The organism is Rhodopseudomonas sp. P2A-2r (genome assembly GCF_026015985.1).
In the GTDB taxonomy this organism is placed as follows: Bacteria; Pseudomonadota; Alphaproteobacteria; order Rhizobiales; family Xanthobacteraceae; genus Tardiphaga.
Window position 1 is genome coordinate 4,007,953 of sequence record NZ_CP110389.1, and the last position, 26,814, is coordinate 4,034,766.

Here is a 26,814-nt window from a genome sequence, read left to right on the forward strand (position 1 = left end):
ATGACCATCGAATTCCTGATCACCTCGCTGATCGTGATCGCCTCACCCGGCACCGGCGCTCTGTACACCCTGGCCGCCGGCTTTTCGCGCGGCTCGCGCGCCAGCGTGGTCGCGGCGTTCGGCTGCACGCTGGGCATCGTCCCGCACATGGCAGCAGCCATTTTGGGACTGGCGGCGCTGCTGCACGCCAGTGCCCTGGCGTTTCAGGTCTTCAAGTATCTCGGCGTCGCCTACCTGCTGTACATGGCGTGGAATACGCTGCAGGAGCACGGCGCGCTGAAGGTGGACGACAAGGTCGACGCACGTTCGGCACTGCAGGTCACCGTAAACGCGATCCTGATCAACATCCTCAATCCGAAACTGTCGATCTTCTTCCTGGCTTTCCTGCCGCAGTTCGTGCGCGCCGACGAAGCGCATCCGCTGGCGGAGATGCTGACGCTCAGCGCGGTGTTCATGCTGATGACGTTCGTCGTGTTCGCGATCTACGGCCTGTTCGCAGCCGGGATCCGCGACCATGTCATCTCGCGTCCGCGCGTGCTGACCTGGATGCGCCGCAGCTTTGCCGGCGCCTTCGCCGCGCTCGGCGCCAGGCTGGCGCTGGCGGAGCAGTGACAGAGCTGGCGCCCCGTGTCCCATCGTTTGCCCCGGTCAGAGACGGATCGGAAGACCCTGAAATTGACCTAGCACAATGCGGACCGTCCCGATTGATGAAGATCGTAGCTGGATTAGCCTCCGGTGGCGGGTGTCACCGATTCATTGACCTGACTTTTAGCAGTGGCATCATCACGTGAAACGTACCTATTTTTTCGACTTAAAGGATGGCGTCGCAGTCCGCGACAGGCTGGGACTTGAGTTCATCACCTCGGATGCCGCCATCGCGCACAGCAGGGAGATCGCCCTGAAACTGAGCGAAGCGGACCCACCGGGGGACCCGAACCTCCACGTTTCAGTCATCAATGAGGTTGGCGCTGAAATCCATCGCGAGCCGGTCTATCCGGATGTTGTCGATATAAGCGAAAGTAAGAACGGCTGACATACGTCTGTCGCCGTCTGGCCGAAGCTGATCCCCGGCCAGACGGCTGTCATGAGCAAGACTCGTCAGACGTCGAAGAACACCGTCTCGTTCGGCCCCTGCAGGTGGATGTTGAAGCTGTAGACCGCCTTGCCGTCGCGCTCGCTGCGTTGCGCGATCAAGGTGGAACGCCGCACCGGCTGCTCGATCAGGTTCAGCACCGGATCGGCGGCGTTGGCCTCCTCCTCGTCGGAAAAATAGATCCTCGTATTGAGGCCGATGTTGATGCCGCGGGCGACGATCCACACGTTGATGTGCGGGGCGTCGACCTGGCCGTTGCGCTCGGTGACGGCACCGGGCTTGACGGTCTCGAAGCGGATCAGACCGGTGGAGAAGTCCGAGCCGCCACGGCCCCAGCCGCGAAACTCGGCATCCAGCGGACCCGTGCCCTGGTCGGCCGGATGGTTGTAGCGGCCGGCTGCGTTGGCCTGCCAGATTTCCAGCAGCACGTCGCGCAGCGGCGTACCGGTGCCGTCGAACACCGTCCCTTCCAGGGTGATGTGCTCGCCTGCTGTGTTCGGCCCGGCCAGCACCGCACCGAAGTTTTTCTCGAAGATCTCGAAGCCGGCCATGTCGGGGATGAGCCCGATATGCACGTAGGGCCCAGCGGTCTGCGATGCGGTTTCCTTGAGATAGGGCAATGCCTGCACCATGGCTCAGTTTCCTTCCGGGCGGTTTTCGAAGAACGTCGAGCGCTGGCCGCGCAGCACGATATCGAAGCGGTAGGCCAGCAGATCGAACGGCGCGCTGGCGTTGAGGTCGAGAGGTGCCACCAGGCGGTCGAGCGCGTCCTGGTCCGGCACCGTGGTGAGAATCGGGCAGATCTTGATCAGCGGATCGCCCTCGAAATACATCTGGGTGATCAGGCGCTGCGCAAAGCCCGAGCCGAATACCGAGAAGTGGATATGCGCCGGGCGCCAGCTGTTGACGTAATTGCGCCAGGGATAGGGGCCGGGCTTGATGGTGCGGAAATAATAATAGCCGCTGTCGTCAGTGAGGGCCCTGCCGCAGCCGCCGAAATTCGGATCGACCGGCGCGAGATAGGTGTCCTTCTTGTGGCGGTAACGGCCACCGGCATTGGCCTGCCAGAATTCCACCAGCGTGTTGGGCACGCCGCGTCCGTTCTCGTCGAGCACCCGGCCGTGCACCACGATGCGTTCGCCGATCGGCTCGCCTGACTTGGCGTAGTTGCGGATCAGGTCGTTGTCGAGCGGGCCGAGATCGTTGTGACCGAACACCGGACCGGTGAATTCCGACAGCGACGTCTCCAGCGACAGCAGCGCATTGCGCGGCGAGCGCAGCACCGAGGACTTGTAGCCGGGCGCGTGGGCCGGCGGATGCACCGAGCGGTCGCGCGCCAGAAAACCACTGGCGCGCAGTGGCGATGCAAAGGATTCGACCCGGTTGCTGCCGGCGTCGGCGGGCGCGTCGATCCGTCCGCTATGGATGTTCATGGGTGGCCTCCCTATGGCAGCGACCGCCACGTCGGCGGCTCGCCTTTGCGCCAGCATGTTCTGCCCCATTCCCAAGATAAATAGATCGGTTATCATGTATTGCATGAGCAAGATCGATCATTTGGACATCGACGGCCACGTCCTAGCGCTGTTTCTCGCGGTGCTGGAGGAAGGCTCGGTGACATCGGCGGCGCGGCGGCTGGGCGTGACCCAGTCGGCGGTGAGCCACGGTCTGCAGAAATTGCGCCGGGTGATCCACGATCCCTTGTTCGCCAAGTCCGGCCGCGGCATCGTGGCCACCGCCCACGCCCATGCACTGGCGCCCGAGGCCCGCGCGCTGCTTGACGCCATGAAGGCGTTCGGCAGCGGCGCGTCATTCGACCCGGCCACGGCGCAGCTTTCCATCACCATCGCCGCCAACGACTTCCAGCGCGACCTGCTGCTGCCCGGCCTGGTGCGCCGGGTCACGGCGGCGGTGCAGAAATTCAGCCTGCGGGTGATCCCATCGCAATCGCCCTCCCCGGCCATGCTGCGCGACAACCGCTGCGACCTGCTGATCACCCCGGTGCCGCCCGTGGGGATCGATATCGTGCAGAAGCGCCTGCTGCAGGATCACTACGTCTGCTTCTACGATCCCGCCGTCAGGCCGCCCGCGACCCGCGCGCAATACCTCGCGGCCCGGCACGTCACCGTGGTCTACACCGACAACGAGCGGCTGGACTTCGACCGCCGGCTTGGCGCCAGCGGCATCGTTCGGGATATCGCCATCTCGGTGCCGAACTTCACGGCCGTGCCGGCCTTTTTGCGCGGTTCGGACCTGCTGGCGAGCATGCCAAGCCTGCTCGGCCAGCAATTGATGCGCGATTTTGCCAGCGCGCGGATCCCGCTGGCTGCCGGCGCCGGGGCAATGACGGCATTGCCGATGTACATGGTCTGGCACCAGCGTTTCCAGAAGGACCCGGCGCACAGCTGGCTGCGCGCCCAGCTGGAAGCCAGCGTCGCCGCCGATGTCCGCGGCAGCGTTGCAAGGCACAAAGCTGGAACCCGGTCGTGATTGCTTAAAAAGCCGACTTTGCTGCCGAAACAACGCGCTTCCTAGCGCCCCGGCCGTCGTGCTCAATCGCAGCGGCGGTCAGGCAACTGAACCGCCCCTGGACCACCCCGCGAGGCCGAGCCGCCGCCATGACGAAACTGAAATCACACTGGTGGTGGGACCTGTCGACCCGCGACTTCGCCGAACTCGACGCGGGCAGCGTGGTCGCCATCCTGCCGGTCGGCGCTGTCGAGCAGCACGGGCCGCATCTGCCGGTGCGCGTCGATGCCGCCATCAATGCCGGAATCATCGCCCGCGCCGTCGAACTGATGCCCGCCGACTGCCCGGCGCTGGTGCTGCCGGCGCTACCGATCGGCAAGTCCGACGAGCACCTCGCCTTTCCGGGCACGCTGACGCTGTCCTACGAGACGCTGGCGCGGGTGTGGTTCGAGCTTGGCGAAAGCGTGCACCGTGCCGGCGTCCGAAAAATCCTGTTCCTCAATTCCCACGGCGGCCAGCCGCAACTGCTCGACATCGTCTGCCGCGAGCTGCGCGTGAAGCTCGGCATGTTCGCGGTGTCGGCGATGTGGTCGAGCCTGATCGACATGGACGCGCTCTACAGCGCCGACGAGAACCGCCACGGCATTCACGGCGGCCAGAGCGAGACCAGCGTGATGCTGCATCTGCATCCCGATCTGGTCGAGATGGATCGCGCGGAGAATTTTGTGCCGCTGTCGGTACAGATCGCTGATGAGTCCGAGCTGCTCAGCCCGGAAGGTGCGGTGGGGTTCGGCTGGCAGGCGCAGGACCTGCATCCGAAGGGCGCCTGCGGCGACGCCACGCAAGCCACGGCCGAACTCGGAAAGGAGACCGTGGAGCGCGCGGCGCGGCGCCTGCTGGTCTTAATCGACGAGATCAGCCGCTATCCGCTGTCACGCATTGCGACAGCGACCGCTTTCGACAAGACGTAATCCAGAGGAGTTTTCATGGCTTTCAGCGTCGCCGATATTTCAAAGGTCCAGGCGTTCCGCATTTCGCCTGGCGACACCAACTATTTCGCCATGCTGTTCGATCGCGACACCGACAAGATCGACAACATCTTCGTCATCGAGATCTTCCAGCCCGGCGGCGCGACGCCACCCAACGAACACGCCGCGGCCCATGAGTTCTTTCATGTGCTGCACGGCGAAGGCATCGCCCGCTGCGACGGCAAGACGCTGCCGATCAAGAAGGGCGACTCGCTGCTGCTGCATCCCGGCTCCGAACACGTCATCGAGAACACCGGCACCGACAAGCTCTACACGCTGACGGTGATGACCCCGAACGAGGGCTTTGCCGAGCTGATCCGCGGCGGCGAGCGCGTCGAACTCGACGCCGACGACATCCGCATCCTGCAAGGCCTGTAACGCACCACCGCCGTTTTCGGAGATTGCCATGCTGAACACCAAGCAACCCGTCCTGCGCAAATTCTGGTACGCGACCGTGCCGCTGGCCGATCTCGCAGATGGCCCGAAACCCTTCACCCTGCTCGGCGAGCCGATCGTGCTGTTCCTCGACGGCAATGGCGAACCCGCCGCGCTGGAAGACCGCTGCTGCCACCGGACGGCAAAACTCTCGAAAGGCTGGTGCCGCGACGGCAATATCGTCTGCGGCTATCACGGTTGGGAATACGATCGCGACGGCAAGCTGGTGATGATCCCACAATTCCCGTTCGAGCAGCCGATCCCTGAGGCCAAGGCGCGCGCGTTCCGCAGCACCACGCGCTACGGCTATGTCTGGGTGGCGCTGGACGAGCCGCTCGGCGACATCCCTGACATTCCCGAGGATCGCGATGCCGGCTATCGCCGCATCCCGCAGTTCTACAGCAAATGGAAAACCTCGGCGCTGCGGCTGATGGAGAACTCGTTCGACAACGCGCATTTCGCCTTCGTGCACAAGAACACCTTCGGCGATATCGACCAGCCGCGCCCCGAAAAGTACGAGATCGTCGAGACCGATTACGGCTTCGAGGCCGAGACCATCGTCACCGTGCGCAACCCGCCCAACGCCGCGCGCATCACCGGCTCGACCGAGCCGACGACCAAGCGTCACATGCGCAACAAATGGTTCATGCCGTTCTGCCGCCGCCTCGACATGGAATATCCCTCCGGCGTGCGCCATCTGATCTTCAACTGCGCCACGCCGATTTCCGACGGCGAGATCCAGGTGGTGCAGATCCTGTTCCGCAACGACACCGAAGCAGACTGTCCGGCGCAGGAGCTGATCGACTGGGACGCCGCGATCATCGCCGAAGATCAGGACATCCTGGAGTCCACCGACCCCGACGCCATTGTCGACATGGGCCGCAAGATCGAGAAGCACATGCCGTCGGACCGCCCGGGCATGATCATGCGCAAGCGGCTGCTGGAATTGTTGAAGGCCCACGGCGAGGTGGAGCGGCCGAAGTTCGAGAATGCGTAAGGCAAAGCGCGTGAGTTACGTGTCCCGGACGCGCTGAGATGCGCCTCCGCAGGAGGCGTAGTGCACTGCAGATCCGGGACCATCACGAACGCCTGCGCGGGATACGGTCCCGTATCTGCGGAGCGGCATGTCGGCGATGCAAGAGCATCGCCTTGGAATGCCGCACCGCGTCCGGGACACGTGCCTTACTCCAGCCGATCGCCATCGCGGAGCGTTGGAAACAGTTTTATCCACAGCAACGCCACGGCGACGGCGCTTGAACGGCTGTGATCGTCTCGGGCCGTGTTGAAACGCGGCAACGGGCCCGCATCGAGATCGCATCGTCAGGGCGATTTACGCGAGCGCCCGACAAACGATGCGCGAAGCCAAAGCGCCAGGACGCACTCTGCCATGCGACAAACTGCAGCAACCCGGATCTCACGTGAGACGGAAAGACTGGAGGTATTCTAGGAGCGCTTTTCGAGCCCCTCGGTTAGAGGACCGCCTGCGGCGGATTCTCTGCCCGTGAATATGCGAGGGGCTGGATGACGTTGAATCTGATGCGGGCAACATGCCTGGGAGCTGCAAGCTGTCTTGCACTGTCCGTTGATCTGGCGAGTCCGGTGCGCGCCCAATCTGTCCTCCCGGCGGTGACTGTTGATTCTCCCACGCGCCCAAGCGCACGTCGTATCGCCCCGCCGGCACGGCGCACAGCGGCCGTTCGCGCCGCCGCACGCCGTGCACCTTCGCCCCTGCGCCAGGTCGCGCCTGTGCCTTACGTCATACCGGCAACGGGCAACCTCGGCGCCATCCCGCCATCCTACGCCGGCGGTCAGGTGGCGACCGGCGGCCAGGTGGGCCTGCTCGGCAATCGCAGCGTCATGAATACGCCCTTCAACCTCACCAGCTATACCCGCGAGCTGGTCGAGAACAATCAAGCACGTACGCTTCCGGACGTACTGGTCAGCGATCCATCGGTCGGCTCTGCGCTACCGCGCAACATCGGCCGCGAACAGCCGATGATCCGCGGCTTCCTGCTCGGCAATACCAGCGTCGGCTTCAACGGCTATTTCGGCCTGATCGGCAATCATAACTTCAACGTGCTCGATGCCGTCGAGCGGGTCGAAGTGATCAAGGGGCTCAACGGCCTGCTCAACGGCCAGTCGCCGGACGATTCCATAGGCGGCGCGATCAATCTGATCCTGAAGCGGGCCCGCAACGAGCCGACCGCCGAGTTGACCACGTCGTTCGCCTCGCGCGGTCAGGGCGGCGCCCACCTCGATGTCGGCCAGCGCTATGGCGAGCACAAGGAATTCGGCATCCGTTACAACGGCACCTATCGCGACGGTGCCACCGAGGTCGACAATCAAAGCCTGCAACTGAATTCGCATGCTCTCGCCCTCGACTATCGCGGCGAGCGCGTACGCGTCTCGGCAGATATACTCTACGATGATTCACGCGCCGACGGACTGAGTGCGCGCAATACGCTCAACAACTCGCTCATGCGCGTGCCCGGTGCCCCGAATGGCACCAATTTCTGGAATCCAATCTGGACCGGCATCTCGGGCTGGAATGGCACGGCCCTGTTGCAGGCCGAGGTGGACGTCACCGACTGGCTCACCGTCTATGGCGGTGGCGGATATTTCGAGAACTCGATCACCAGCCGCATCTCCAATCCGACCATCGCCAATGCGTTCGGCGATACCACGGCAACGCCGTTCTCCAGCCTGCAGGAGCGGAAAAACCACACCGAACAGGCAGGCTTCCGCATCGCGGTCGATACAGGACCAATTCATCACGACATCAACTTCAACACTTCGCTGTGGACCGGCGAGATCGCCAACTCGCGCACGACCGGTACGCCGGTCACGTCAAACATCTACACTCCACGCCCCGCCACCTACCAGGCGCAGTCGCTGCCGGCCGCGACCAAGTCCAATCTCAACTCGCTCAACAGTTACGGCGTCGCCGACACCATCTCGGCGTGGAACAATCGCGTTCAGTTCACGGTCGGCGTGCGCCGACAGGAAGTCGAGGCCGCGACCTTCGACCAGGTGACGGGCGCCTCGACCGGCAGCTACGCGGCGGGCACCTGGAGTCCGGCCTACGCGCTGGTCGTCAAGCCGCTGGAAAACGTATCCGTCTACGCCAATCAGATCGAAGGCCTCCAACAGGGCACCATCGTCGACAACACGTTCCAGAACCAAGGCCAGATCTTCCCCTCCTACAAGTCGCTGCAGCGCGAGGTGGGCGTCAAGGTGGATTGGGGCCGCTTCACCACCACACTCGCAGCCTATGATATCGCCCAACCGGCGCAGATCTCGCTGCCGGGGACGCCGCTGCCGACTTTCTCGATCGACGGCGAGAACCGCAACCGCGGCGTCGAGATCAACACGTTCGGCGAACTCACGGCGGGCTGGCGCCTGCTGGGCGGCGCCTCGTTCATGGATGCGCGCCAGAGCAAGACGCAGAACGGCATCAACGACGGCAAACGCTCGATCGGCATTCCCGACGTGCAGGTCAGCCTCGGCACCGAATGGGATACACCCTTCGTGACCGGCCTGACCTTGACCGGCCGCGCCATCCATTTTGGCGATGCGTATCCGGACGCTGCGAACAAGTTCGTCATTCCGGCGTGGACGCGCTTTGACCTTGGCGCACGCTACAGTTTCGCCTCGCCGTGGAATGGCAAGCCGATCACGATCCGCTTCGCCGTCGAGAATGTCGCCGATAACAACTATTGGATGACCAGTGGGGCCGAAAGGCAGATCTATCTCGGCGCGCCGCGCACCTATCTCGCCTCCACGACATTCCGCTTCTGACCCGAGATGTCTTGACGGTGAACATGATGACGCACGCCGACGGGACCGGGACTGGAATGGGGCTCGTCCCGCCGGAGCATCGCCGCACGTGATCCGGTTTTCGACGTTCATCCATAAATGGACGGGCCTGCTCTCGGCCATCTTCCTGATCGTCGCGGGCATCACCGGCAGCCTGCTCGCCTTCGAGGACGAGCTCGAGGCTCTGGTCAATCCCGCGCAATACGTCGTCCGCGCGCCCCTCGACGAACGTGGCCGGCCTGCCGCGATGCTGGATCCGTTCGAACTGGTTGCGCGGGCAGAACGGGCACTACCCGGCTATCGGCTCATTGGCTTGCCGCTGCTGCGGCAGCCGGATCGCTCCGTGAAAGTCAATCTGGATCGACGCGACCCCGCTTTGACCGAGGCCGATCAGGCGTTCTTCGATCCCTATGACGGCCGCCTGCTGGGCATCCGAAAATGGGGCGCGAGCCCATTCGACAGCACCACCGTCATCGGCTTTGTCTATCGCCTGCATTACGCGCTGGCGCTGCCGGAGCCGTGGGGCAAGACCTTCTTCGGCGTCGTCGCGCTGCTCTGGACCTTGAACTGCATGGTCGGCATCGTCGCCACGTGTCCGCGCACCGCGCCGTTCCTGCGGCGCTGGCTGCCGGCCTGGATGATCAAGCGCAACGCCAGCACCTATCGCCTGCACTTCAACATTCATCGCGCGACGGGCCTGTGGCTGTGGGGGTGATGTTCCTGTTCGCCTGGTCGAGCGTGATGCTCAACCTGCGCTCTGAAGTCTACACGCCCGTGATGTCCAGCTTTCTCGACTTCAAGAAGCAGCCGCAACGTCCGCCGAAAACGCCCGACAGACCGATACTCGCCTGGCGCGATGCTTATGGCATCGCGGTCGCGACAATGGACGAGGTGGCCCGCACACAGGGCTTCACCGTCAACTTTCCGAGCCACCTGTTTTATAATCGTCAGTTCGACGCGTTCATCTATTACGCCAACACATCGCGCGACGTGACGCGGGAACGCGGGCAGACCGGCGTGTTCATCGACGCACGCAGCGGCGCCTTGCTGGCGACGCGCATTCCGACAGGCGAGTATTCCGGCGACACGGTCAGCCGCTGGCTGCAATCGCTGCACATGGCAAAGGTGTGGGGCCTGCCCTACCGGATCTTCGTCGCGGTCATCGGCCTCGCGCTGGCGATCAGTGCCTATACCGGGCTCTATATTTGGTGGAAGAAACGCTGCATCCGACGAGCAAGGGAAGCGAAGAGGTCGTCGCCGGGTGCAGGCGCCAAGATGTCGGGCGAAGGGGAAAACGCAGCCGCACAACGCAGCGCATGAACTGGTCCCGATGATGGGAGCTGCCTCTCCCATCCCGTCGCCGGGCTTGCCCTACTCCAGCCGCTCCACGTCGCGGAGCGTCGGAAACAGCTTCATCCAAAGCAGCGCCACCGCCACGGTGCCGATGCCGCCGAGCAAGGCTGCGGGCATGGTGCCGAACAATGCCGCGGTGACGCCACTTTCGAACTGGCCGAGCTGGTTGGAGGCGTTGATGAACAGGAAATTGACCGCGCCGACCCGGCCGCGCATGTCGTCCGGCGTGGCGAGCTGCACCAACGAGATGCGGATCACCACGCTGACCGTATCGGCAGCGCCCATGATCAGCAGCGCGATCAGCGACAGCCAGACCAGTTGCGACACGGCGAACACCGCGGTGGCCAGGCCGAACACGATCACCGCCTGGAACATGCGCATGCCCACCCGGCGGTTGATGGTCCAGCGCGTCAGAACCACGGTCATCAGCAACGCCCCCACGGCGGGCGCGGCGCGCAAATGCCGAGGCCCCAGGGGCCGGTCTGCAGGATGTCGCGCGCATAGATCGGCAGCAGCGCAACAGCGCCGCCGAGCAGCACCGCGAACAGGTCGAGCGAGATGGTGCCGAGGATCGCCGGATTGCGGCGGACAAAGCCGACGCCGGCAAACAGCGCCCGAAAGCTCGGCGGTTCTTTTGCGACGATGGGCCGATCGAGCCTGATGGCATTGTTCAGCAGCCCGCCGATCACCCAGAACCCAGCCATCAGCGCATATGGCAGCCCCGTCGACAGGGCATAGGCGATGCCGCCCAGCGCCGGGCCGCAGATCATCGCCAGTTGGCCGGTGCCTGAGGTCAGCGCCGTGGCCTTCTGCAGCGTGCCCGCCGGCACCACGCCGGGCAGCAGCGCCGAACTCGCCGGACTTTCGAACGCCGTCGCCGCGCCGAACAGGCCGACAGCAACGAAGATCTCCGGCACCGTGATCCAGCCGCCATAGCTGCCCCACGCCAGATACAGCGCCACCAGCCCCTGCACGATCTGGCAGACCTGCACCACCATGCGGCGATCGTAGCGGTCGGCGGCGTGGCCGCCGGCGAACACCAGCAGCAGCATCGGCAGGAACTGGACCAGCCCGACCATGCCGAGCTGGAACGCGCTGCCGGTCATGTCATAGACCTGCCAGCCCACTGCGACCGCGGCTATCTGCGAGGAAAACCGCGAGAAGCAGCGTGACCAGACATAGAACAGATACGGCGCATGACGCAGCAAGACGCCGGAGCCAACCGGTTCGGCCGCATCCGCTGGTTGATCGAGAAGGGTCATCCCGCCTTGTTCGGATTGATCAGGTACTTCGCGCCGGTCGCACGCTTGTTGTAGGCCTTGAGGATATCGAGCTGCAGCGCCTCCTGCAGCGAGATCACCTGCGTGTAGTGGCTGGCGAAGGTGGTCTTCAATTCGGCGGCGACGCGCTCGCGCAGGCGCTGCGCGTCTGCGGCGCCGATCTTCTGCAGGAACGGAAACAGCAGCCAGCCGCCCATGCTCCAGGCCATGCCGAAGGTCGGCGAAAACTCGATCGGCTTCGACTCCAGCCGGCCGTAGACATAGACCTGCTTGTGGGTGGTCGAGCCGTAGCGGCTGTAGACCTTCATGGCCTTAACGGCCATGGCCTCCATGGCGGTGAGGATCTGGCCCTGCAGCTTGCCGCCGCCGGTGGCGTCGAAGGCCAGCGTCGCGCCGGTGGCGATCAGCGCCTCGGTCAGGTCGTCCATAAAGCTCGGCACGGTGGAATCGCAGACGTACTTTGCGCCGATGTCGCGCAGCAGCTTTTCCTGCTCGGCGCTGCGTACGATATTGACGAGGTCGATACCGTCCTTGAGGCAGATCCGGTTGAGCATCTGGCCGAGATTCGACGCAGCAGCGGTGTGCACCAGCGCCTTGTGGCCGTCACGGCGCATGGTCTCGACCATGCCGAGCGAGGTCAGCGGATTGACGAAGCACGATGCGCCCTCGGCAGGTGTGGTGCCTTCCGGCAACGGCAGGCAGTCAGCGGCCTTCATGGTGCGGTACTGCGCATACATGGCGCCGCCGATCATCGCCACGGTCTTGCCGAGCAGCGCCTGCGCCGCCTCGGACGCGCCGGCCTTGACCACCACGCCGGCGCCTTCGTTGCCCACCGCCATGGATTCATCGAAGCGCCCGGCCATGGCCTTCATGAACTGCACCGGCACCTTGGCCTTCACGACGGCCTCGTCGCCGCTGCCCGACGCCGTGGCGTTGGCGATGTCGGCGGGGCCGACCAGGAGCCCGATATCCGACGGATTGATCGGCGCCGCCTCGACGCGCACCAGCACCTCGTCCGCGCCGGGCTCGGCGATATCGACCCGCTTCAGCGACAATTCATAGTCGCCGGTCCTGGTGATCAGGGAGCGCAGCTCAAGTCCGGTGGTGTGATCAATGCTCATGTGGCCCTGCCCGCTTGCTGGATATTTGGAAGAAAAATGAGTTCTGCCCGGCGTCAGTAGATGCCGGGGATGATGCGCTTGGTCTCGCGCATGTAGACGCGATAGTCCTCGCCGAAGGCTTCCGTCAACATCCGCTCCTCGAAGCCGATGCGGGCGAAGAACAGGATTGCGACGGCCACCAGGCCGCTCAAGGCCGCTACCGCGTTCGGCAGCAGGAACGCCTGCGCCAGCGCCCACAGCCAGAACGAGGCATACATGGGATGGCGGATCAGGCGATAGACGCCGGCGCGCACGATCTGGTGCTTTTCGCGAATCTCGAGGCTCGCCGACCATTGCCGGCCGAGGTCCTTGTGCGAACGCCGGAACAGCCACAGCGATGCGACATACACCAGCACGCCGATGGCCACGGCGGCATAGTTCAGGTCATAATTCAAAGCGCGCGGCCAGCCGGTGGCGAGATAGACCACGGGCACGACGAACAGGCCGACCGTGGCGACGCCGAGCAGAATCCGTTCGCGGCTCAAGCCATCGACGCGCACCGTCGCGGCCCGCCGGGCCCGCCGAGCATAGGGATAGCGGATCACGAACCACGCGACGGTCCCGACCGCCCAGACGATTTCTCCGAGGAGCGAGACGGTCATCGTCGGCCGCCACAACGACTACGCGGCATTGACGGATACCCGGGGTAGCGGCGCGGTTTCCGCGGTAACAGGCGCGAACGGCAGCAGCGCGCCGTCGGCGCCGAAGCGGTCGAGGCCGCCCGCGGGCGCGGTGATTTCGTCGAAGGGCAGCGGACCGCAGATGATCATGCAGTAATCATAGAGCGCCCGCTGGTCGTTGCCCATCACCATCTGGTAATGCAGCCGCATGAAATTGAAGCGATGCCGCTTGAAGGCGTCCGGGCTCATCATGTTGTGCATCTGCACCCGCCGGATGTTCGGGCGGCCATCGCCGCGCTCGCGGCTGACGCGCTTCAGTGTCACGGGATCGAAGCGGTAGAAGCTGATGGCGTCATCGCGGGCGTGATATTCGGCCCAGCGGATCAACGGTTCATTGGCCACCGCCTGCGTGGCGGCGCGGACGCGGGTCCCGGCCGGATGCAGCGCGAATTTCGGGATCGTCGCGCCGACCGTGAGCACGCAAATGGCCGGGCCGCGGCGCGGCAGATCCGGATCGAGCTTGAGCGCGCGCGACACCGATTCCATCACCAGCGCGGCGCCGAGACAATGGCCGACGATGACGATTTCCTCGACATCAGCCTTCTGCGCCCGCGCCACGATCGCTGCGGCGAATTCGTCGACGCGGCGGTCCATCAACGGTCTCTGGCCGTAGACGAACTGCCGCGAGAAAATCCAGTCGTCGAACACGTGGTTGATCGGCTTCTTCCAGCCGTAGCGGTGCAGAAGGCCACCGAACACCGCGCCCGCCGCGACGATGCCTAGTCCCCAGGCAACTGCGCCATGCAGACCGAGCAGCCACGCAAAAGCGAAGCCCACGCCGGTGCCGGCGAGCAGGAATACGGTGACCCAGAGATAGGGGAACAGGAAGAAGCCGGCATATTTCCAGCTCGACAGCACGAAGCGGAACAAGGTGCCGGTCACGATCCAGTCGATCAGCGTCACCATCCCTGCTGCCAGCCGCGACGGCATGCTGCGCTGATGATCCATCAGGATCAGATCGTCCCAGCGCAACATCTCGTAGCTGATGACGGTGTTCCAGTTCGGTCCCGACGACTCGGCCTGCCAGGTCGCGCTCACCTGCGAACACTGCGGTTCCGACGAGGCGCGCGCGGTGACGCCCCACGTCTTCTGGAAACTGCCGAGCGAACGATGGAACCGACTCAGCTGGGTGCCCGGCAAGATTGGATCGTAACCGCCGATATGAAAGACATGTCGCCGCGCGACCATTGCCCCGATTCTCCTCTTGGGCGTCACGCGCCAGACCGTGGCAAGCTTAGCAAATTTGCTGTCTGCCACAAACCGCACGAGCCGATTCATGCGTCATCATTCAGGTTTTTGTCGCCAGCAAGTCACACTGGGGTTTTTTGCCCCCTTTTGCGTTCAAAAAGTCGAGATTGACGCGCTGTGGCGATTGACGACAGTTGCCAATGGCGGGAGATAGAAATCCGTTTCAAATGATTTCCGGGGAAAGAGTGCTGTGATGTCGACGAATCTGATGGGCACGAAACGACCGCCACTGCATGTCGTGGTCGGCTTTTTCATGATCTTCTGCTCGGTATTCGTGACATCGCTTGCGAGTTCCAGCGACGCCCAGGCTGCCGCCAAACGTCCGGGCCACGTCTATCTGTTGCGCGGCGTCCTCAACGTTTTCTCGCTGGGTATGGACCAACTCGCCTACAAGCTGCAGGCTGCCGGCGTATCCAGCTCCGTGCAGAACTACCTCGGCTGGCGAGGGCTGGCTGACGACATCATCGCGGCATACCGCAGCGGCAATCGCGAACCAATCATCCTGATGGGCCATTCGCTCGGCGCCGACGCCACCATCGATATTGCCCGCAAGCTGCAGGGCAGCGGCGTGCCGGTGGCGCTGATCGTCAACTTCGACCCGGTGAGCCCGGCCCCGGTGCCACCCAATGTCCGCCAGATCGTGAACTACTACGTTCCCGCCGGCTGGGGCCAGGCGGTCGCAGCCGACAAGCGCTTCAAGGGCAACCTCGCCAACATCAACGAGGATGCGACCGACAACCACTTCTCCATCGACAAGTCGGAAAACCTGCATCGCAAGACCATCGCGAAGGTGCTGCAGGTCACCGGCGGCGCGCGCCGCGCCCCGAAAAAGCCCGCCAACGCCCAGGTCTCGGCCGCGCCGGCGCAGTAAGCAGGGTTGCCGCTGCTCGCGCGCTACGGCGCGCGAGCGCACTCAGACGATCAGCACGTCGTGCGACGTCAGCGGCATAACGACGCCGGTGAGCCTGATCGATGCATCGTGGCCGAGATCGATGATGGTATCCGTCCCCACCACGTGAACCGACAGGTGCTCGAGATCGGCGGCAATGCTCGACGCGATTTCGAGCACATCGCGGCCCGGCCCCTCGCCGGCCTTGAAGTTGTTGATGACGTCGTGCCCCGATGCCTCCCGGAACACGAACCTGTCGCCGCCGGCGCTATTCATGACGTCGCTGGCCGCAGTCGACGTCAACGTCACGTCCGGCGCATAGGCCGTCATGGTGTGACTGCCGTCATGGTTGTCGAAGACCGTCGAGAGCCGGTGCCCGGCGGCATCGAACCCGTCATGCCGCGCCGAATAGGCTTTCCCTCGATCCCGAACGTATCGACATCACGGCTGCCGTCGGCATGACGGGTGGTCTCAATGGCAAGCGCGCCATCCAGCGCATATTTCGACTGCACAAACGAGCCGTCCTTCTGCATCACCGTCTGCTGGGTCATCTGCCCCCGGCTGTCATATTGATCCAGCGTGCGGACGCCATCGGCACTCACGGTCTGTTTCAGCGCCAGCGTGCCGTTGTCGTGGAACTGCTCGATCAGCGAACTGTGCCCCGCCGCATCGCGCACCGCGTGCTCCGACGTGTAATCCTTGCCGGTGATCCCAAAGCTATGAATGTCGCGCGAGCCATCGGCATGCCGGGTGATCTCGCCGGTTTCAAATCCGGTGGCATCGAATGTGAACTGCTGCCAAGCACCGTCGCCGTGGCTGGTCGCGAATTTGATCAGATGACCGCCAGCGTCATAGTCGGACGCGCTGACCGAACCGTCGCTGTTGACCACCTGCCGGAAGGCGAGATCGCCGTCGCCGAAGAAGCGTTCCACCAGCCTGGTATGGCCGGTGCCGTCGATGGCGATGTGTTCGGAGGCGTAGCTCTGCCCGACGATCGCGTCGTTATAGACGTCGCGCGTGCCGTCCGCATGGCGGACGGTTTCGCCGGTGACATGCCCCGCGCTGTCGGCGGCCTGGATCTGGTAGGTACTGGCAGCGTCGGTGGTCGCCGACGCCCGCGCGATGGTGCTGGTGTCGATCGCCATGTCCGCGAATTTCAGGACTTCGATGTTGCTGAGGCGATCGGTGCCATCACGGCCGGAGACCCGGTCGGTGACCACCGTGGTGCGACCGTCCAAGCTGATGCTGTAATCGCTGGCGACGCCCGAATAGACGGCCGTATCGGTCCCGGCACCGCCATCGATGGTGTCGTTGCCGCCGCCGCCGGTGATCACGTCATTGTCGCTGGCAGCGCCGACGAACCAGTCCTGATGCGCCGAGGTATCGAAGTTGATGGTGCGTACATAGAGATCGAACGTGCCCGGCGAGCTGGCATTGGTGCCCTGGCTCGGAACGAGCGCGACTCCGTTGACCGCAAAATCCTTGACGTGCAGCGCTCGGCCGGGCGCCGAATTCGCCAGCTCGATGGCGATGTTCGATATCTGCGCGGGATTGTCGAAGGTGACCGTATAGGTCTGGTATCCCTGGGGATCGGTAGCCGGGGTGAATTCCAGCAGTCCCGACACGGCGGTGCCGTTGACCAGGATCCGCGCTTGCGCGCCGACGCCGGCGACCACCGAGCCGTATCCCGTGATCGTCACCGTCGTTGTGGTGAGCCTGGCGATGGTGTCCGGGCCCCCGACAATGGTGTCGTTGCCCGCGCCGCCGCGGATCAAATCGCTACCCGGCCCGCCATGGATGGTGTCGTTGCCGCTTCCGGAGTCGATGATGTCAGCGACCACAGAACCTTCGACCGTCCGTCCGGGTATCGCGCCGTTGCCGTGGAAATACTGCGAGACCACATCCTGCGCAGGCTTGCCCTGCACCGAATAGCCGGTCGGTGAAACGTTGCCGTTGAGATCCCACTGCCAGAACTCGGCGCCCTTGAGCCAGCTGCCGCCCTGCGTGCTCCAGACCTGGAAGAAGGCGTTGTAGGCGTCGGCCTGCTCGGCGGCATCCGCCGGCGCCTTGGACGAACCGCCGCCGGGATTGATGGCCGTGCCGTCGATGCTGCGATAGCCCACCTCGCTCATCATCACCGGCTTGCCATAGTCCAGCGACAGCGAATGCAGGAAATCCACCGGGGATTTGTAGTTGAAGGCGGCGGCGTAATACGGATTGTACGGCACTTCGGTCCAGGCATGGACGAGGTCGGCCACCGTCGGCGTGGTGCTCGAGGTCAGCGGCGGATAGGTGTTGACGCTGATCGTATCGAGCTGGCTCCAGAAACTCACCTTGGAGGCCTCGTCGGTCGCGGCCGCGTAAGTCAGCTCACCGTGATAGACTTGGCGCACCGCCGATATCAGGTCGGTCCACTGGCCGAGATAGGCGGATCCCGACAGCTTGCTCATCTCGTTGCCGATGGCGAACGTCTTGACCCCGCCCTGCTCCGCAATGCCGGCCAAATGCACGATCTCCGCTCTGTAGGAGGCAAAGAAGGCATCGACGTCCGCGGGCTGCAGGCTGCTAGAAATCGTGCTGTCGAGGCCGGTGATCCCGGGCTTGAACGCGACCGACAGTCCCGCCGCATGGGCTGCCTGGAATCCGGCAAGCAGGCTGGCGTCGCTTTCGGTCTTGTCGGGATGGGCGATGACCGTGCTGCCGGTCTTGCTGTCGGTCCAGATCCGGACCGTCAATGCCACCGAATTGGAACCGAGCGATGCCATGTTCTGAAACGACTGCGCGGCGCCCGTGGTCGCGAACTGTCCATTGTACTCGGACAGCGCGCCAAAACCCTGAACCTGAAAAATGCCCGCCATGTTGCTCTCCACCATGCCTGGTGGAAGCGTGAAGCCTGAACGTGTTCATCGCGCGACCGCATCGCGGTATCACGATGAACGGCGCATATTAGTGCCGTTCATCGCACGGCACGATTGCAGCGATGCGCGCGATGCCACGGATGAGAGTGTGCAAAACGCAATCGTCGCCCGCTTGGGTAAGCGGGCGACGAGTTTTTATCGTTTGCCGTTCCCGGTTCGCTTGCGCTGATGCGCCTGCCCCGGAATGACGCTTCTGTTACGCCAGCGCCTTCAGCGCGGCGCGGCCGGCATACTTGGCCTGGGTGCCTAGTTCCTGCTCGATGCGCAGCAGCTGGTTGTACTTGGCGATGCGGTCGGAGCGCGACAGCGAGCCGGTCTTGATCTGTCCGCAGTTGCTGGCAACGGCGAGGTCGGCGATTGTGGAATCCTCGGTCTCGCCGGAGCGATGCGACATCACCGCGGTGTAGCCGGCCTTGTAGGCCATCTCGATGGCCGACTGCGTCTCGGTCAGGGTGCCGATCTGGTTGACCTTGATCAGGATCGAATTGGCGCGGCCGTTCTTGATGCCGTCGGCGAGGCGCGTGACGTTGGTGACGAACAGGTCGTCGCCGACCAGCTGGCACTTCTTTCCGATCAGGTCGGTGAGTTCCTTCCAGCCGTCCATGTCGTCCTCGGACATGCCGTCCTCGATGGAGACGATCGGATAACGCGACGCCAGATCGGCCAGATACTTCGCCTGTTCCGAACCGCTGCGGGTCTTGTTCTCGCCGCCATAGACATAGGCGCCGTCCTTGAAGAATTCGGTGGCGGCGCAGTCGAGCGCCAGCATCACGTCCTTGCCGGCGCTGTAGCCGGCCTTGTTGATGGCGGCCATCACGAATTCCAGTGCCTCGTCGGCCGACTTCAGGTTCGGTGCGAAGCCGCCCTCGTCGCCCACATTGGTGTTGTGGCCGGCCTTCTTCAGCTCGCTCTTCAGCGTGTGGAAGATCTCGGCGCCGCAGCGCAGGCCCTCAGCGAACGAGGACGCGCCGACCGGCATGATCATGAATTCCTGGAAGTCGATCGGGTTGTCCGCATGCATGCCGCCATTGATGATGTTCATCATCGGCACCGGCAGGGTGCGCGCCGAGGTTCCACCGACATAGCGGTACAGCGGCATGCCGTAGGACTCGGCGGCGGCGCGGGCGACGGCCAGCGAGACGCCGAGAATGGCGTTGGCGCCGAGCCGGCTCTTGTTGGCGGTGCCGTCGAGACCGATCATGATCTCGTCGATCTGCACCTGCTGCTCGGCATCCATGCCGCCCAGCGCGTCGTAGATCTCACCATTGACGGCATCGACGGCCTTGAGAACGCCCTTGCCGAGATAGCGGCTCTTGTCGCCGTCGCGCAGTTCCACCGCTTCGTGGGCGCCGGTGGAAGCGCCCGACGGCACCGCGGCGCGGCCCAGCGAGCCGTCTTCCAGGATGACGTCGACTTCAACGGTCGGATTGCCGCGGCTGTCGAGAATTTCGCGGCCGATGATGTCGACGATGGCGGTCATGGGAGCCTCTTGGCGGTATGGGATGGACAGTTCGCGGGGTTCTACAGCAAGCGATCCGGCGGGAAAAGGCCGCGCAAGGTGACGGCGGCGCCGGGATTGGCTAAGAACCGCGCCAACGGAGACCCCCTGATGTCCAAAACACCCCAAAAGGCGCCCGCCAAGGCCGCGTCCAAGCTCGACCCGTCCGGCCTGCAGCTCGGCCATGATGTGGCATGGCCGACCACCCCCGAGGACGCCAAGCTCGACCGAGTGCCCAATCCGCAGGCCGACACCAACTACGTGGTGCGCTTCACTGCGCCGGAATTCACCTCGCTGTGCCCGGTCACCGGCCAGCCGGATTTCGCCCATCTGATGATCGACTATGTGCCGGGCGACTGGCTGCTGGAGTCGAAATCGCTAAAACTCTACATCGCCTCGTTCCGCAACCATGGCGCGTTCCACGAGGACTGCACCGTGGCCATCGGCAAGCGCATCAGTGCCGCGGTCAAGCCGAAATGGCTGCGCATCGGCGGCTACTGGTATCCGCGTGGCGGCATCCCCATCGACGTATTCTGGCAGACCGGCAAGCTGCCCAAGGGCATGTGGATCCCCGAACAAGGCGTCGCCCCGTATCGCGGGCGGGGCTAAATTTCTGGATCTTGTGTCCCGGACGCGCTGCAGCCCTGCGATGCGAAGCATCGCTTGGCTTCACGCTGCTGCGCAGATCCGGGACCGTACCGAACGACCGCAATCTGGACGCCCTCGGTCCGGTGACATCGATGGAGCGCGAGATGAGACAACGCCCCTCTTCCCGGCTGCTCATCGTCGACCGCGGCGGGCGCGTGTTGCTGTTCCGCTACCTGCACAAAAAGGGACCGCTTGCCGGCCAGGATTTCTGGTCGACGCCCGGCGGCGGCGTTGAGGACGGCGAGACGTTCCAGCAGGCGGCTATCCGCGAGTTGAAAGAAGAAACCGGACTGACCCGCGAGTCCGTCGGCGAACCCGTGGCCGAGCGTGCGTTTGTCATGCAAATGCCCGATGGCGAATACGTCGAGGCGCAGGAGCAGTATTTTCTGGTGCCTTCCGACATCGCGGTATCGTCCCGCGACGGATGGACCAACCAAGAGGCCGACGTCATCGCCGACCACCGCTGGTGGTCAAAAGACGAACTGCGGCACACGACCTCGACGGTCTGGCCCGAAAACCTGCTGGAGATGCTGGACGGCGCCCGGCAATAGTAATCTCGAACCTCCTGCGACGTCCAAGCGCTACACCGCCACGCTCTCTCGATCCGCCGGTCGGGTCGGCTTCAGCCATCGCGCGCAGGCAAAGCCGAGTGCCAGCATGACGGCAGCGGCAGCCAACAGGGTCGGTAATTTGCCGAGGTGAAGAAGGCCGAAGCCATAGGCGATCGGCCCCACCGTCTGGCCCATGAAGAAGCAGAAGGCATGCAGCGACATGGCGCTGGCGCGGGCTTCCTCCGACAGCTCGCTGGAGAAGATCTGAAGCGAACCATGGATCATGTAGAAGCCCCAGCCCATGAACAGGAGGCTAAGGGCCTGCGCCTGCCACGGCGGGCCGAAGGCGACGATGGCCAGTTGCAGCGCGATCACCGCGCCGCCTCCGATCATCATGCCGTTGACGCCGAGCCGTGGCAGCAGCCGCGAGATGCTGGCGGTATAGAAAAGTCCGCCGAAGGCGAAGCAGGCCAGCACCAGACCGGCGATCGACAGGCTGGTGACGCCGCGTTCGAACAGGAACGAGGCGATATAGGGAAACAGCCCGAGCACGCAGCAGCCTTCGATGAAGACGGCGCCGTAGACGAACCTGGTATTGGGATTGGCAAAGATGGTGCGATAGCCGGTGCGCAGCACGCGCAGGTCCACCTTGCCCGGTGGCTTCGCCAGCGCGGCGCCCTTGAAGCCGAACGAGACGGCGAACGAGGCGACGATGGCCAGCACGCCGAGCACGGCCAGCACGCCGCGCCAGCCCAGGAGATCGCCGATCACACCGGACGCGGTGGCGCCCAGCAGGTTGCCGGTCATGGCGCCGGCCAGCACCCGGCTGATGGCGATCTGGCGCTGGCCGGGCGCCACGAGGTCGCTGGTCAGGCTGAGCGTCACCGGGAACACGCCGCCGGCGCCGATGCCGCCGAGCACGCGGGTGGCGAGCAGCAATTCATAGGACGAGGTCAGCGCGCCCAGGATGTTGGCGATGCCGAGCAGCACCAGACACACCACCATCAGCCTCGCCTTGCCGAACAGGTCGGCGGCGGCGCCCAGCGCCGGCTGCACGATGGCGAAGGTGAAGGCCAGGGCCGACGACAGGCCGGCGGCGGTAGCGATGCTGACGCCGAGTTCGTCGGCCACATGCGGCAGCACCGGATCGAGCGCCCGCGTCGACAGCGCCGCGGCGAACGACGCCAGCGCGATGATGTTGAGCACCGGCGGCATCAGCGCGCCACCGGTGGCAGCGGGCTTGGCGGCATCAGTGCGATCCGGCCTTGAGGGTTTCCTTGGCCAGCGCGTCGAACGCCATCAGGTTGCGGACCAGCGCTTCGAAATCGCGCAGCGGCACCATGTTGGGGCCGTCGGAGGGCGCATGGTCGGGATCGGGATGGGTCTCGATGAACACACCGGCCACGCCGACCGCCACCGCGGCGCGCGCCAGCACCGGCACGAATTCGCGCTCGCCGCCCGAGGTGGTGCCCTTGCCGCCGGGCTGCTGCACCGAATGGGTGGCGTCGAAGATGACCGGCGCGCCGGTGGTGCGCGCCAGGATCGGCAGCGCCCGCATGTCCGACACCAGCGTGTTGTAGCCGAACGAGGCGCCGCGCTCGGTGACCAGCACGCGGTCATTGCCAGACGAGGTCAGCTTTGTCACCACATTGGCCATGTCCCACGGCGCCAGGAACTGGCCCTTCTTGACGTTGACCGCTTTGCCGGTGGCCGCCGCCGCCAGCAGCAGATCGGTCTGGCGGCACAGGAAGGCCGGGATCTGCAGCACATCCACCGCCTCGGCCGCGCGCGCGCACTGGTCGATCTCGTGCACGTCGGTCAGCACCGGCAGGCCGAAGCTCTCGCGGATCTCGGCGAAAATCGGCAGCGCCTCGTCGAGGCCGATGCCGCGGGCGCTGGACACGCTGGTGCGGTTGGCCTTGTCGAACGAGGTCTTGTAGACGAGGCCGATGCCGAGGCGGTCCGCGATCTCCTTCAGCGCCTGCGCGACTTCCAGCGCATGTGCCCGGCTCTCGAGCTGGCACGGGCCGGCAATCACCGACAATGGCAGGGTATTGCCAAAGCGGACCTGGCCGAGGGTAACGACGGATGCGGCTGCGGACGGTGCGGTCAAAACGGTCTCCTTTTCGCGCGCGACCATGACCGCAGGACCGGGCGGGATGCAAGCCGGTTCGACCCCTTCCCGCCCGTCTGAATATCTGGGTTGCAGCAAAGCCGACCACCCAGACCATTCGAGCCGCGTTCAATCGGCTCTCGGCGGCGCTACTTCAGCGCCGAGAACGCCGTGGGCGCCAGCAGCTGGCTGACGATATTGCCGACGATCTGGCCGCTTTCCTCGGTCTTGGCGCGCGCCGAGATCCAGTCGGGATCGGACTGGAATGCGTTCCATTTCGTCTCGCGGTCGGCCATCGAGTCCCACGCCAGAATATAGGTCAGTTCCTGGTTGGATTCGCCGATCAGCGTGGTGAAGAATCCGGTCTGCTTGATGCCGTGCTTGTCCCACAGCTTCAGCGTGGTGTTCTGGAAGCGGTTCAGCAGCGCCGGCAAGCGGCCAGGCAGACAGCGATAAACGCGCATTTCATAGATCATCAAATCGTTCCTCTCTTGAAGCGTTGGTTTGGTCACCGTGCAATCATGGCGCCATGCGACATCTGCCCTTGCCCGAGACCATTGAGGCTTACATCATGGCCGTCCCGACGCAAACCGAGCCGGAACCGACCATGCGCATGCCTAGCCTTCCCTTGCTGCTGTTGACGATTCTCACTGGACCGGTTGCGGCACAGCAGCCCGGCAAGATCACCTCCGGCGCTGACAGCGTCCTCGTCGACGGCAAGCCGGCGGCGCGGGTCGGCGACACCACCACCGACGGCAAGATCATCGAGGGCGCCAAGGGCGTCTATATCAACGGCAAGCCGGTGGCGGTGGTCGGAGGCAGCACCGATTGCGGCGGCAAGTCGATCACCGGCAGCCATGGCGTGTTCGTCAATGGCAAGCCAATGGCCCGCCTGGGCGACAGCACGTCCGGCTGCGCCGGCAAGTAAGGGCCGCCCGCGATGCCATTTTCCTCCGGACTTTCCGGCTCACGCGCGCTTGTCTCCTTGCCCTCACCACGTCGGTCGTCGCGCTGTCCGCGCTGCCGCAGCTTGCCGACGCGCAGAACCGCATGGCGCCGAGCGAGCGCGAGCTCGCGGTGAAAATCCAGAGTGCATTCGACGCGCTGCAAGCCGGAAACTTCGACAGCGGCCGCGAGCGCTTGAAGAACGCGCTGCGCGAGGTGACCCAGAGCAGCTACCACGGCCTGACGATCAGGGCCTATCTCAACGCCGCCAGCGCGTACGAGCGGCGGCGCGATACCGCCACCGCCTCCGACCTGCTTGCGGAAGCGGCGAAGACCCGCGCCGCACGCGATGGCGGCCGCGATGCCGTGACCTTCTGGTTCGAATATGCTCGGTTCCTCGAACGATCCAACCAGTACGAAGCCGGCATCCCCGTTGCGATCGAGGCGCATAACCGGATGCGCGCCGAATACGGCCCCAATTCGGCCCAGGACATCGCCGGCAGCGACATCCTCGCCACGCTGCTGACCGACAACGGCGCGGTCGCATCGGGACTCAATCTCTCCGAACAGACCTATCTCAGCGCGCGCAAGGCGCTCGGAGATCGCGAACCGCTGACCTGGCGTACCGAGAACAATTATGCCGAGGCGTTGCGCATGGTCGGGCATCCCGACATTGCCAGCACCATCGACGCGCCGTTGCTGCGCAAGCGCATCGCGCATTACGGCCATGGCAGCATCCAGGCGCTGGTGAGCGCCAGCAATCTCGCGCTCGACCAGCTCGCCATGGGCAACGAGGCCGAGACGATGCAGGCGCTGCTGCTGCAGAAGCGCTGCGCCACAGAGCTCGCCGATCCCCGCTCGGAACACGTCAGGCAGGCCGACGTCTGGATCGCCTATGCCAAGGCCTATTTCCATCCGGAACGCCCGATGAGCCCCGGCGATCTGGAGGCCATGGCAGAGGTCAAGGACTGGAACGGCGCGCCCGATCTGTTGCGCATCAAGGCCGCACAACTGGCCGCCGACCAGTATGAGCGGCGCGGCGACACCGGGCGCGCGCTGGCGTTGCGCATCAACGCCTACCAGCGCGCGCAGACCACCATCGCGCGCCAGCATCCGATCACCTTCGATGCCCTGCTCGGCGTCGCCATGACGCGAATGGCGCGCGGCGACAGCGAGACCCTCGCGACCTTCCGCGACGTCGAGCAGCAGGCATTTCGCTGGATGCTGCGCGAGGTCGGCACCGCCGGCAATCGCTACGTCGCCGAGACCATGCGCAAGCTCGCCGACGACATCCTCTACGAATTCGGCCGCTATGCCCTGGTGGAGCCGGCCGCTGCCGTCGCCTATGCGGACGCCGTGACGCGCTGGAAGACCATGGAGGACGGCGAGCGCACGCTGCTGCGGCTGACCGCCGACCGCCTGCCCGACGACGGCACCCGGGCACTGGCGCACACGGTGCTGCGGCTGTCCGGCCAGCAGCAGGAACTGCTGTCATCGGGCAAGCTCGACACCGACGCCAGTGACGTGCTCCGGCGATTGCAGGACGCGCGGCAAGCGCTGGCGGCGCGCATGGGCGACAAGCCGCCGGCGGGACTGCAACTGCCATCGATCGAGGACAGGCTGCAGCGCGACGACGCGCTGGTCGATTTCTTTGTCAGCGGTCGCCGCAACCGTCTCAATCCGGCTCAGCCAAAGCCCGCAATGCGGCTGCAGGCCGTCATCCGCCGCCCCGCCACAGCCCCGGCGCTGGTCGATCTCGGCCCGCTCGATGACTTGCTGGCGAGCGATGCGGCCGCGCCCGATCGCGACAGGATCTTCTGCCGGCTGCACGACACCTTGCTGGGGCCGCTGAAGCCGCATCTCGCCGACGTCAAGCGGCTGTTCCTGGTGCCTGACGCCGACCTCTACAGCCTGCCCTTCGCCATGTTGCGCGATGCCTCGGGCCGCTATCTCGACGAGATCTATGACACCCACATCCTGACCCGCGCCGACGCCATCTTCTTTACCGACCAGGACACCCGGCTCACCCGGGGCAGCAAGGCGTTGCTGGTCGGCGGGCTGGATTATGCCGGCGCCGCCAATGCGCTGCCCTCGACCCGTACCGAGATCGACCATGTCGATGCCGATGTCAGGCGGCGGGGGCTCGACAGCGTGATGATGACCGGCAGCAACAGCGGCGAAGCCGAGATAAGACAGAAGGCACAGGGCGCAGCGGTGGTGCATCTCGCCACCCACGGCTTCTACAAGGCCGCGTCCGACCGCACCGATGCGATGTGGCGCAGCGGACTGCTGGCCTCGCGTCCCAATCTCGGCCGGCCGCCGCAGCGCGACGAAAATGACGGCGTGCTCTATGCCCGCGAGCTGATGGACTGGGACTTGTCGGCCGCCGATCTGGTAGTGCTGTCGGCCTGCCAGACGGCGCTGGGCGATCCCTCCCGGATCGGCAGCGTGCGCGGCATGCCCACCGCGCTGGCCATTGCCGGCGCCCGGCGCTCGCTGCTGACGCTGTGGGAAGTCAGCGACGAGGGCGTCGCCAACCTGATGGCACGGTTCTACCAGGTGCTGGCCGACGACGGCCTGGATTACGCCAGCGCGTTGCGCAAAGTGCGGATCGAAGCCATCCACGGCCAGATCAAGGCCGCCAAGGATCCCGCGGTATGGGCCGCGTTCGTGTTTTTCGAGAGCTGAGCCGT

At 64.8% G+C, this 26,814-nt stretch carries 24 protein-coding genes and 2 pseudogenes; 14 read left to right on the forward strand and 12 right to left on the reverse strand.

Annotated features, from left to right (window positions below; genetic code table 11):
* Both ONR75_RS19380 and ONR75_RS19385 read left to right on the forward strand, forming a co-directional pair.
* A complete protein-coding gene (locus tag ONR75_RS19380) occupies window positions 1–612 on the forward strand; it encodes a LysE family translocator (protein WP_265083732.1) in 612 nt (203 codons plus the stop codon).
* A gap of 175 nt (window positions 613–787) precedes the next feature.
* Window positions 788–1,033, forward strand: coding sequence for a DUF6894 family protein (locus ONR75_RS19385; RefSeq protein WP_265078695.1), 246 nt, complete (start codon window positions 788–790; stop codon window positions 1,031–1,033).
* Between the two features lie 65 nt (window positions 1,034–1,098).
* Here the strand turns inward: ONR75_RS19385 and pcaG are convergent, their stop codons facing one another.
* Both pcaG and pcaH read right to left on the reverse strand, forming a co-directional pair.
* Window positions 1,099–1,725, reverse strand: a complete 627-nt coding sequence (pcaG, locus tag ONR75_RS19390; RefSeq protein WP_265078696.1) for a protocatechuate 3,4-dioxygenase subunit alpha — start codon at window positions 1,723–1,725, stop codon at window positions 1,099–1,101.
* 3 nt (window positions 1,726–1,728) lie between these two features.
* Complete coding sequence (pcaH, locus tag ONR75_RS19395) at window positions 1,729–2,526, reverse strand: protocatechuate 3,4-dioxygenase subunit beta (RefSeq protein WP_265078697.1); 798 nt, start codon at window positions 2,524–2,526, stop codon at window positions 1,729–1,731.
* A gap of 94 nt (window positions 2,527–2,620) precedes the next feature.
* On the opposite strand from pcaH, the gene ONR75_RS19400 reads away from it, so the two are divergent.
* The 6 genes and pseudogenes from ONR75_RS19400 to ONR75_RS19425 all read left to right on the forward strand — a co-directional run bounded on the left by ONR75_RS19400 (window position 2,621) and on the right by ONR75_RS19425 (window position 10,158).
* Entirely contained in the window at window positions 2,621–3,580 is a 960-nt protein-coding gene (locus tag ONR75_RS19400) for a LysR family transcriptional regulator (protein ID WP_265078698.1), read from the forward strand.
* Window positions 3,581–3,708: 128 nt separating this feature from the next.
* Window positions 3,709–4,530 (forward strand): creatininase family protein, encoded by an 822-nt coding sequence (locus ONR75_RS19405; RefSeq protein WP_265078699.1) that lies wholly within the window; start codon window positions 3,709–3,711, stop codon window positions 4,528–4,530.
* 15 nt (window positions 4,531–4,545) lie between these two features.
* A complete protein-coding gene (locus tag ONR75_RS19410; protein WP_265078700.1) occupies window positions 4,546–4,965 on the forward strand; it encodes a cupin domain-containing protein in 420 nt (139 codons plus the stop codon).
* Between the two features lie 28 nt (window positions 4,966–4,993).
* Entirely contained in the window at window positions 4,994–6,019 is a 1,026-nt protein-coding gene (locus ONR75_RS19415; RefSeq protein ID WP_265078701.1) for an aromatic ring-hydroxylating oxygenase subunit alpha, read from the forward strand.
* Between the two features lie 749 nt (window positions 6,020–6,768).
* Complete coding sequence (locus tag ONR75_RS19420) at window positions 6,769–8,820, forward strand: TonB-dependent receptor (protein WP_265078702.1); 2,052 nt, start codon at window positions 6,769–6,771, stop codon at window positions 8,818–8,820.
* An 88-nt stretch (window positions 8,821–8,908) separates the two neighbouring features.
* A pseudogene (locus tag ONR75_RS19425) lies at window positions 8,909–10,158 on the forward strand (PepSY-associated TM helix domain-containing protein).
* Window positions 10,159–10,209: 51 nt separating this feature from the next.
* Here the strand turns inward: ONR75_RS19425 and ONR75_RS19430 are convergent.
* The 4 genes and pseudogenes from ONR75_RS19430 to ONR75_RS19445 all read right to left on the reverse strand — a co-directional run bounded on the left by ONR75_RS19430 (window position 10,210) and on the right by ONR75_RS19445 (window position 14,499).
* Window positions 10,210–11,453, reverse strand: a pseudogene (locus ONR75_RS19430) (MFS transporter).
* Entirely contained in the window at window positions 11,450–12,592 is a 1,143-nt protein-coding gene (locus tag ONR75_RS19435; protein ID WP_265078703.1) for a zinc-binding dehydrogenase, read from the reverse strand. Before ONR75_RS19435 ends, ONR75_RS19430 begins: the two are co-directional and overlap by 4 nt.
* A gap of 53 nt (window positions 12,593–12,645) precedes the next feature.
* Complete coding sequence (locus tag ONR75_RS19440; RefSeq protein ID WP_265078704.1) at window positions 12,646–13,233, reverse strand: protein-S-isoprenylcysteine O-methyltransferase; 588 nt, start codon at window positions 13,231–13,233, stop codon at window positions 12,646–12,648.
* Window positions 13,234–13,251: 18 nt separating this feature from the next.
* Window positions 13,252–14,499 carry a hypothetical protein gene (locus ONR75_RS19445; RefSeq protein WP_265078705.1) on the reverse strand — a complete coding sequence of 416 codons (1,248 nt, stop codon included), beginning with the start codon at window positions 14,497–14,499 and terminating at the stop codon, window positions 13,252–13,254.
* Between the two features lie 253 nt (window positions 14,500–14,752).
* On the opposite strand from ONR75_RS19445, the gene ONR75_RS19450 reads away from it, so the two are divergent.
* Complete coding sequence (locus ONR75_RS19450; RefSeq protein WP_265078706.1) at window positions 14,753–15,430, forward strand: thioesterase domain-containing protein; 678 nt, start codon at window positions 14,753–14,755, stop codon at window positions 15,428–15,430.
* A 42-nt stretch (window positions 15,431–15,472) separates the two neighbouring features.
* Here ONR75_RS19450 and ONR75_RS19455 read toward each other — a convergent pair whose 3' ends face one another.
* Together ONR75_RS19455 and ONR75_RS19460 are read right to left on the reverse strand one after the other, a co-directional pair.
* Window positions 15,473–15,778, reverse strand: coding sequence for a hypothetical protein (locus ONR75_RS19455; RefSeq protein WP_265078707.1), 306 nt, complete (start codon window positions 15,776–15,778; stop codon window positions 15,473–15,475).
* Entirely contained in the window at window positions 15,775–18,306 is a 2,532-nt protein-coding gene (locus ONR75_RS19460) for a glycoside hydrolase family 113 (RefSeq protein WP_265078708.1), read from the reverse strand. Before ONR75_RS19460 ends, ONR75_RS19455 begins: the two co-directional genes overlap by 4 nt.
* Between ONR75_RS19460 and ONR75_RS19465 the strand changes: the two genes are divergently transcribed.
* Complete coding sequence (locus ONR75_RS19465; RefSeq protein WP_265078709.1) at window positions 18,305–18,535, forward strand: hypothetical protein; 231 nt, start codon at window positions 18,305–18,307, stop codon at window positions 18,533–18,535. The two genes, ONR75_RS19460 and ONR75_RS19465, sit on opposite strands and share 2 nt — an antisense overlap.
* A gap of 27 nt (window positions 18,536–18,562) precedes the next feature.
* On the opposite strand, the gene eno is transcribed toward ONR75_RS19465, so the two are convergent.
* A complete protein-coding gene (gene eno, locus ONR75_RS19470) occupies window positions 18,563–19,846 on the reverse strand; it encodes a phosphopyruvate hydratase (RefSeq protein ID WP_265078710.1) in 1,284 nt (427 codons plus the stop codon).
* Between the two features lie 129 nt (window positions 19,847–19,975).
* Between eno and queF the strand changes: the two genes are divergently transcribed.
* Window positions 19,976–20,473 (forward strand): preQ(1) synthase, encoded by a 498-nt coding sequence (gene queF, locus ONR75_RS19475; protein WP_265078711.1) that lies wholly within the window; start codon window positions 19,976–19,978, stop codon window positions 20,471–20,473.
* A 131-nt stretch (window positions 20,474–20,604) separates the two neighbouring features.
* A complete protein-coding gene (locus tag ONR75_RS19480; RefSeq protein ID WP_265078712.1) occupies window positions 20,605–21,063 on the forward strand; it encodes an NUDIX hydrolase in 459 nt (152 codons plus the stop codon).
* A gap of 30 nt (window positions 21,064–21,093) precedes the next feature.
* On the opposite strand, the gene ONR75_RS19485 is transcribed toward ONR75_RS19480, so the two are convergent.
* From ONR75_RS19485 to ONR75_RS19495, 3 genes are all read right to left on the reverse strand, one after another.
* On the reverse strand, window positions 21,094–22,278 hold the full coding sequence (locus ONR75_RS19485) for an MFS transporter (RefSeq protein ID WP_265078713.1): 1,185 nt from the start codon (window positions 22,276–22,278) through the stop codon (window positions 21,094–21,096).
* Between the two features lie 34 nt (window positions 22,279–22,312).
* Window positions 22,313–23,203: a 3-deoxy-8-phosphooctulonate synthase gene (gene kdsA, locus ONR75_RS19490; protein ID WP_413776367.1), complete on the reverse strand. Its 891-nt coding sequence runs from the start codon at window positions 23,201–23,203 to the stop codon at window positions 22,313–22,315.
* Between the two features lie 122 nt (window positions 23,204–23,325).
* Complete coding sequence (locus ONR75_RS19495; RefSeq protein WP_265078715.1) at window positions 23,326–23,652, reverse strand: NIPSNAP family protein; 327 nt, start codon at window positions 23,650–23,652, stop codon at window positions 23,326–23,328.
* A gap of 131 nt (window positions 23,653–23,783) precedes the next feature.
* Here ONR75_RS19495 and ONR75_RS19500 point away from each other — a divergent pair, with 131 nt between their 5' ends.
* On the forward strand, window positions 23,784–24,104 hold the full coding sequence (locus tag ONR75_RS19500) for a PAAR domain-containing protein (RefSeq protein ID WP_265078716.1): 321 nt from the start codon (window positions 23,784–23,786) through the stop codon (window positions 24,102–24,104).
* A 122-nt stretch (window positions 24,105–24,226) separates the two neighbouring features.
* A complete protein-coding gene (locus ONR75_RS19505; protein WP_265078717.1) occupies window positions 24,227–26,809 on the forward strand; it encodes a CHAT domain-containing protein in 2,583 nt (860 codons plus the stop codon).
* The last annotated feature ends 5 nt before the right edge of the window (window positions 26,810–26,814 follow it).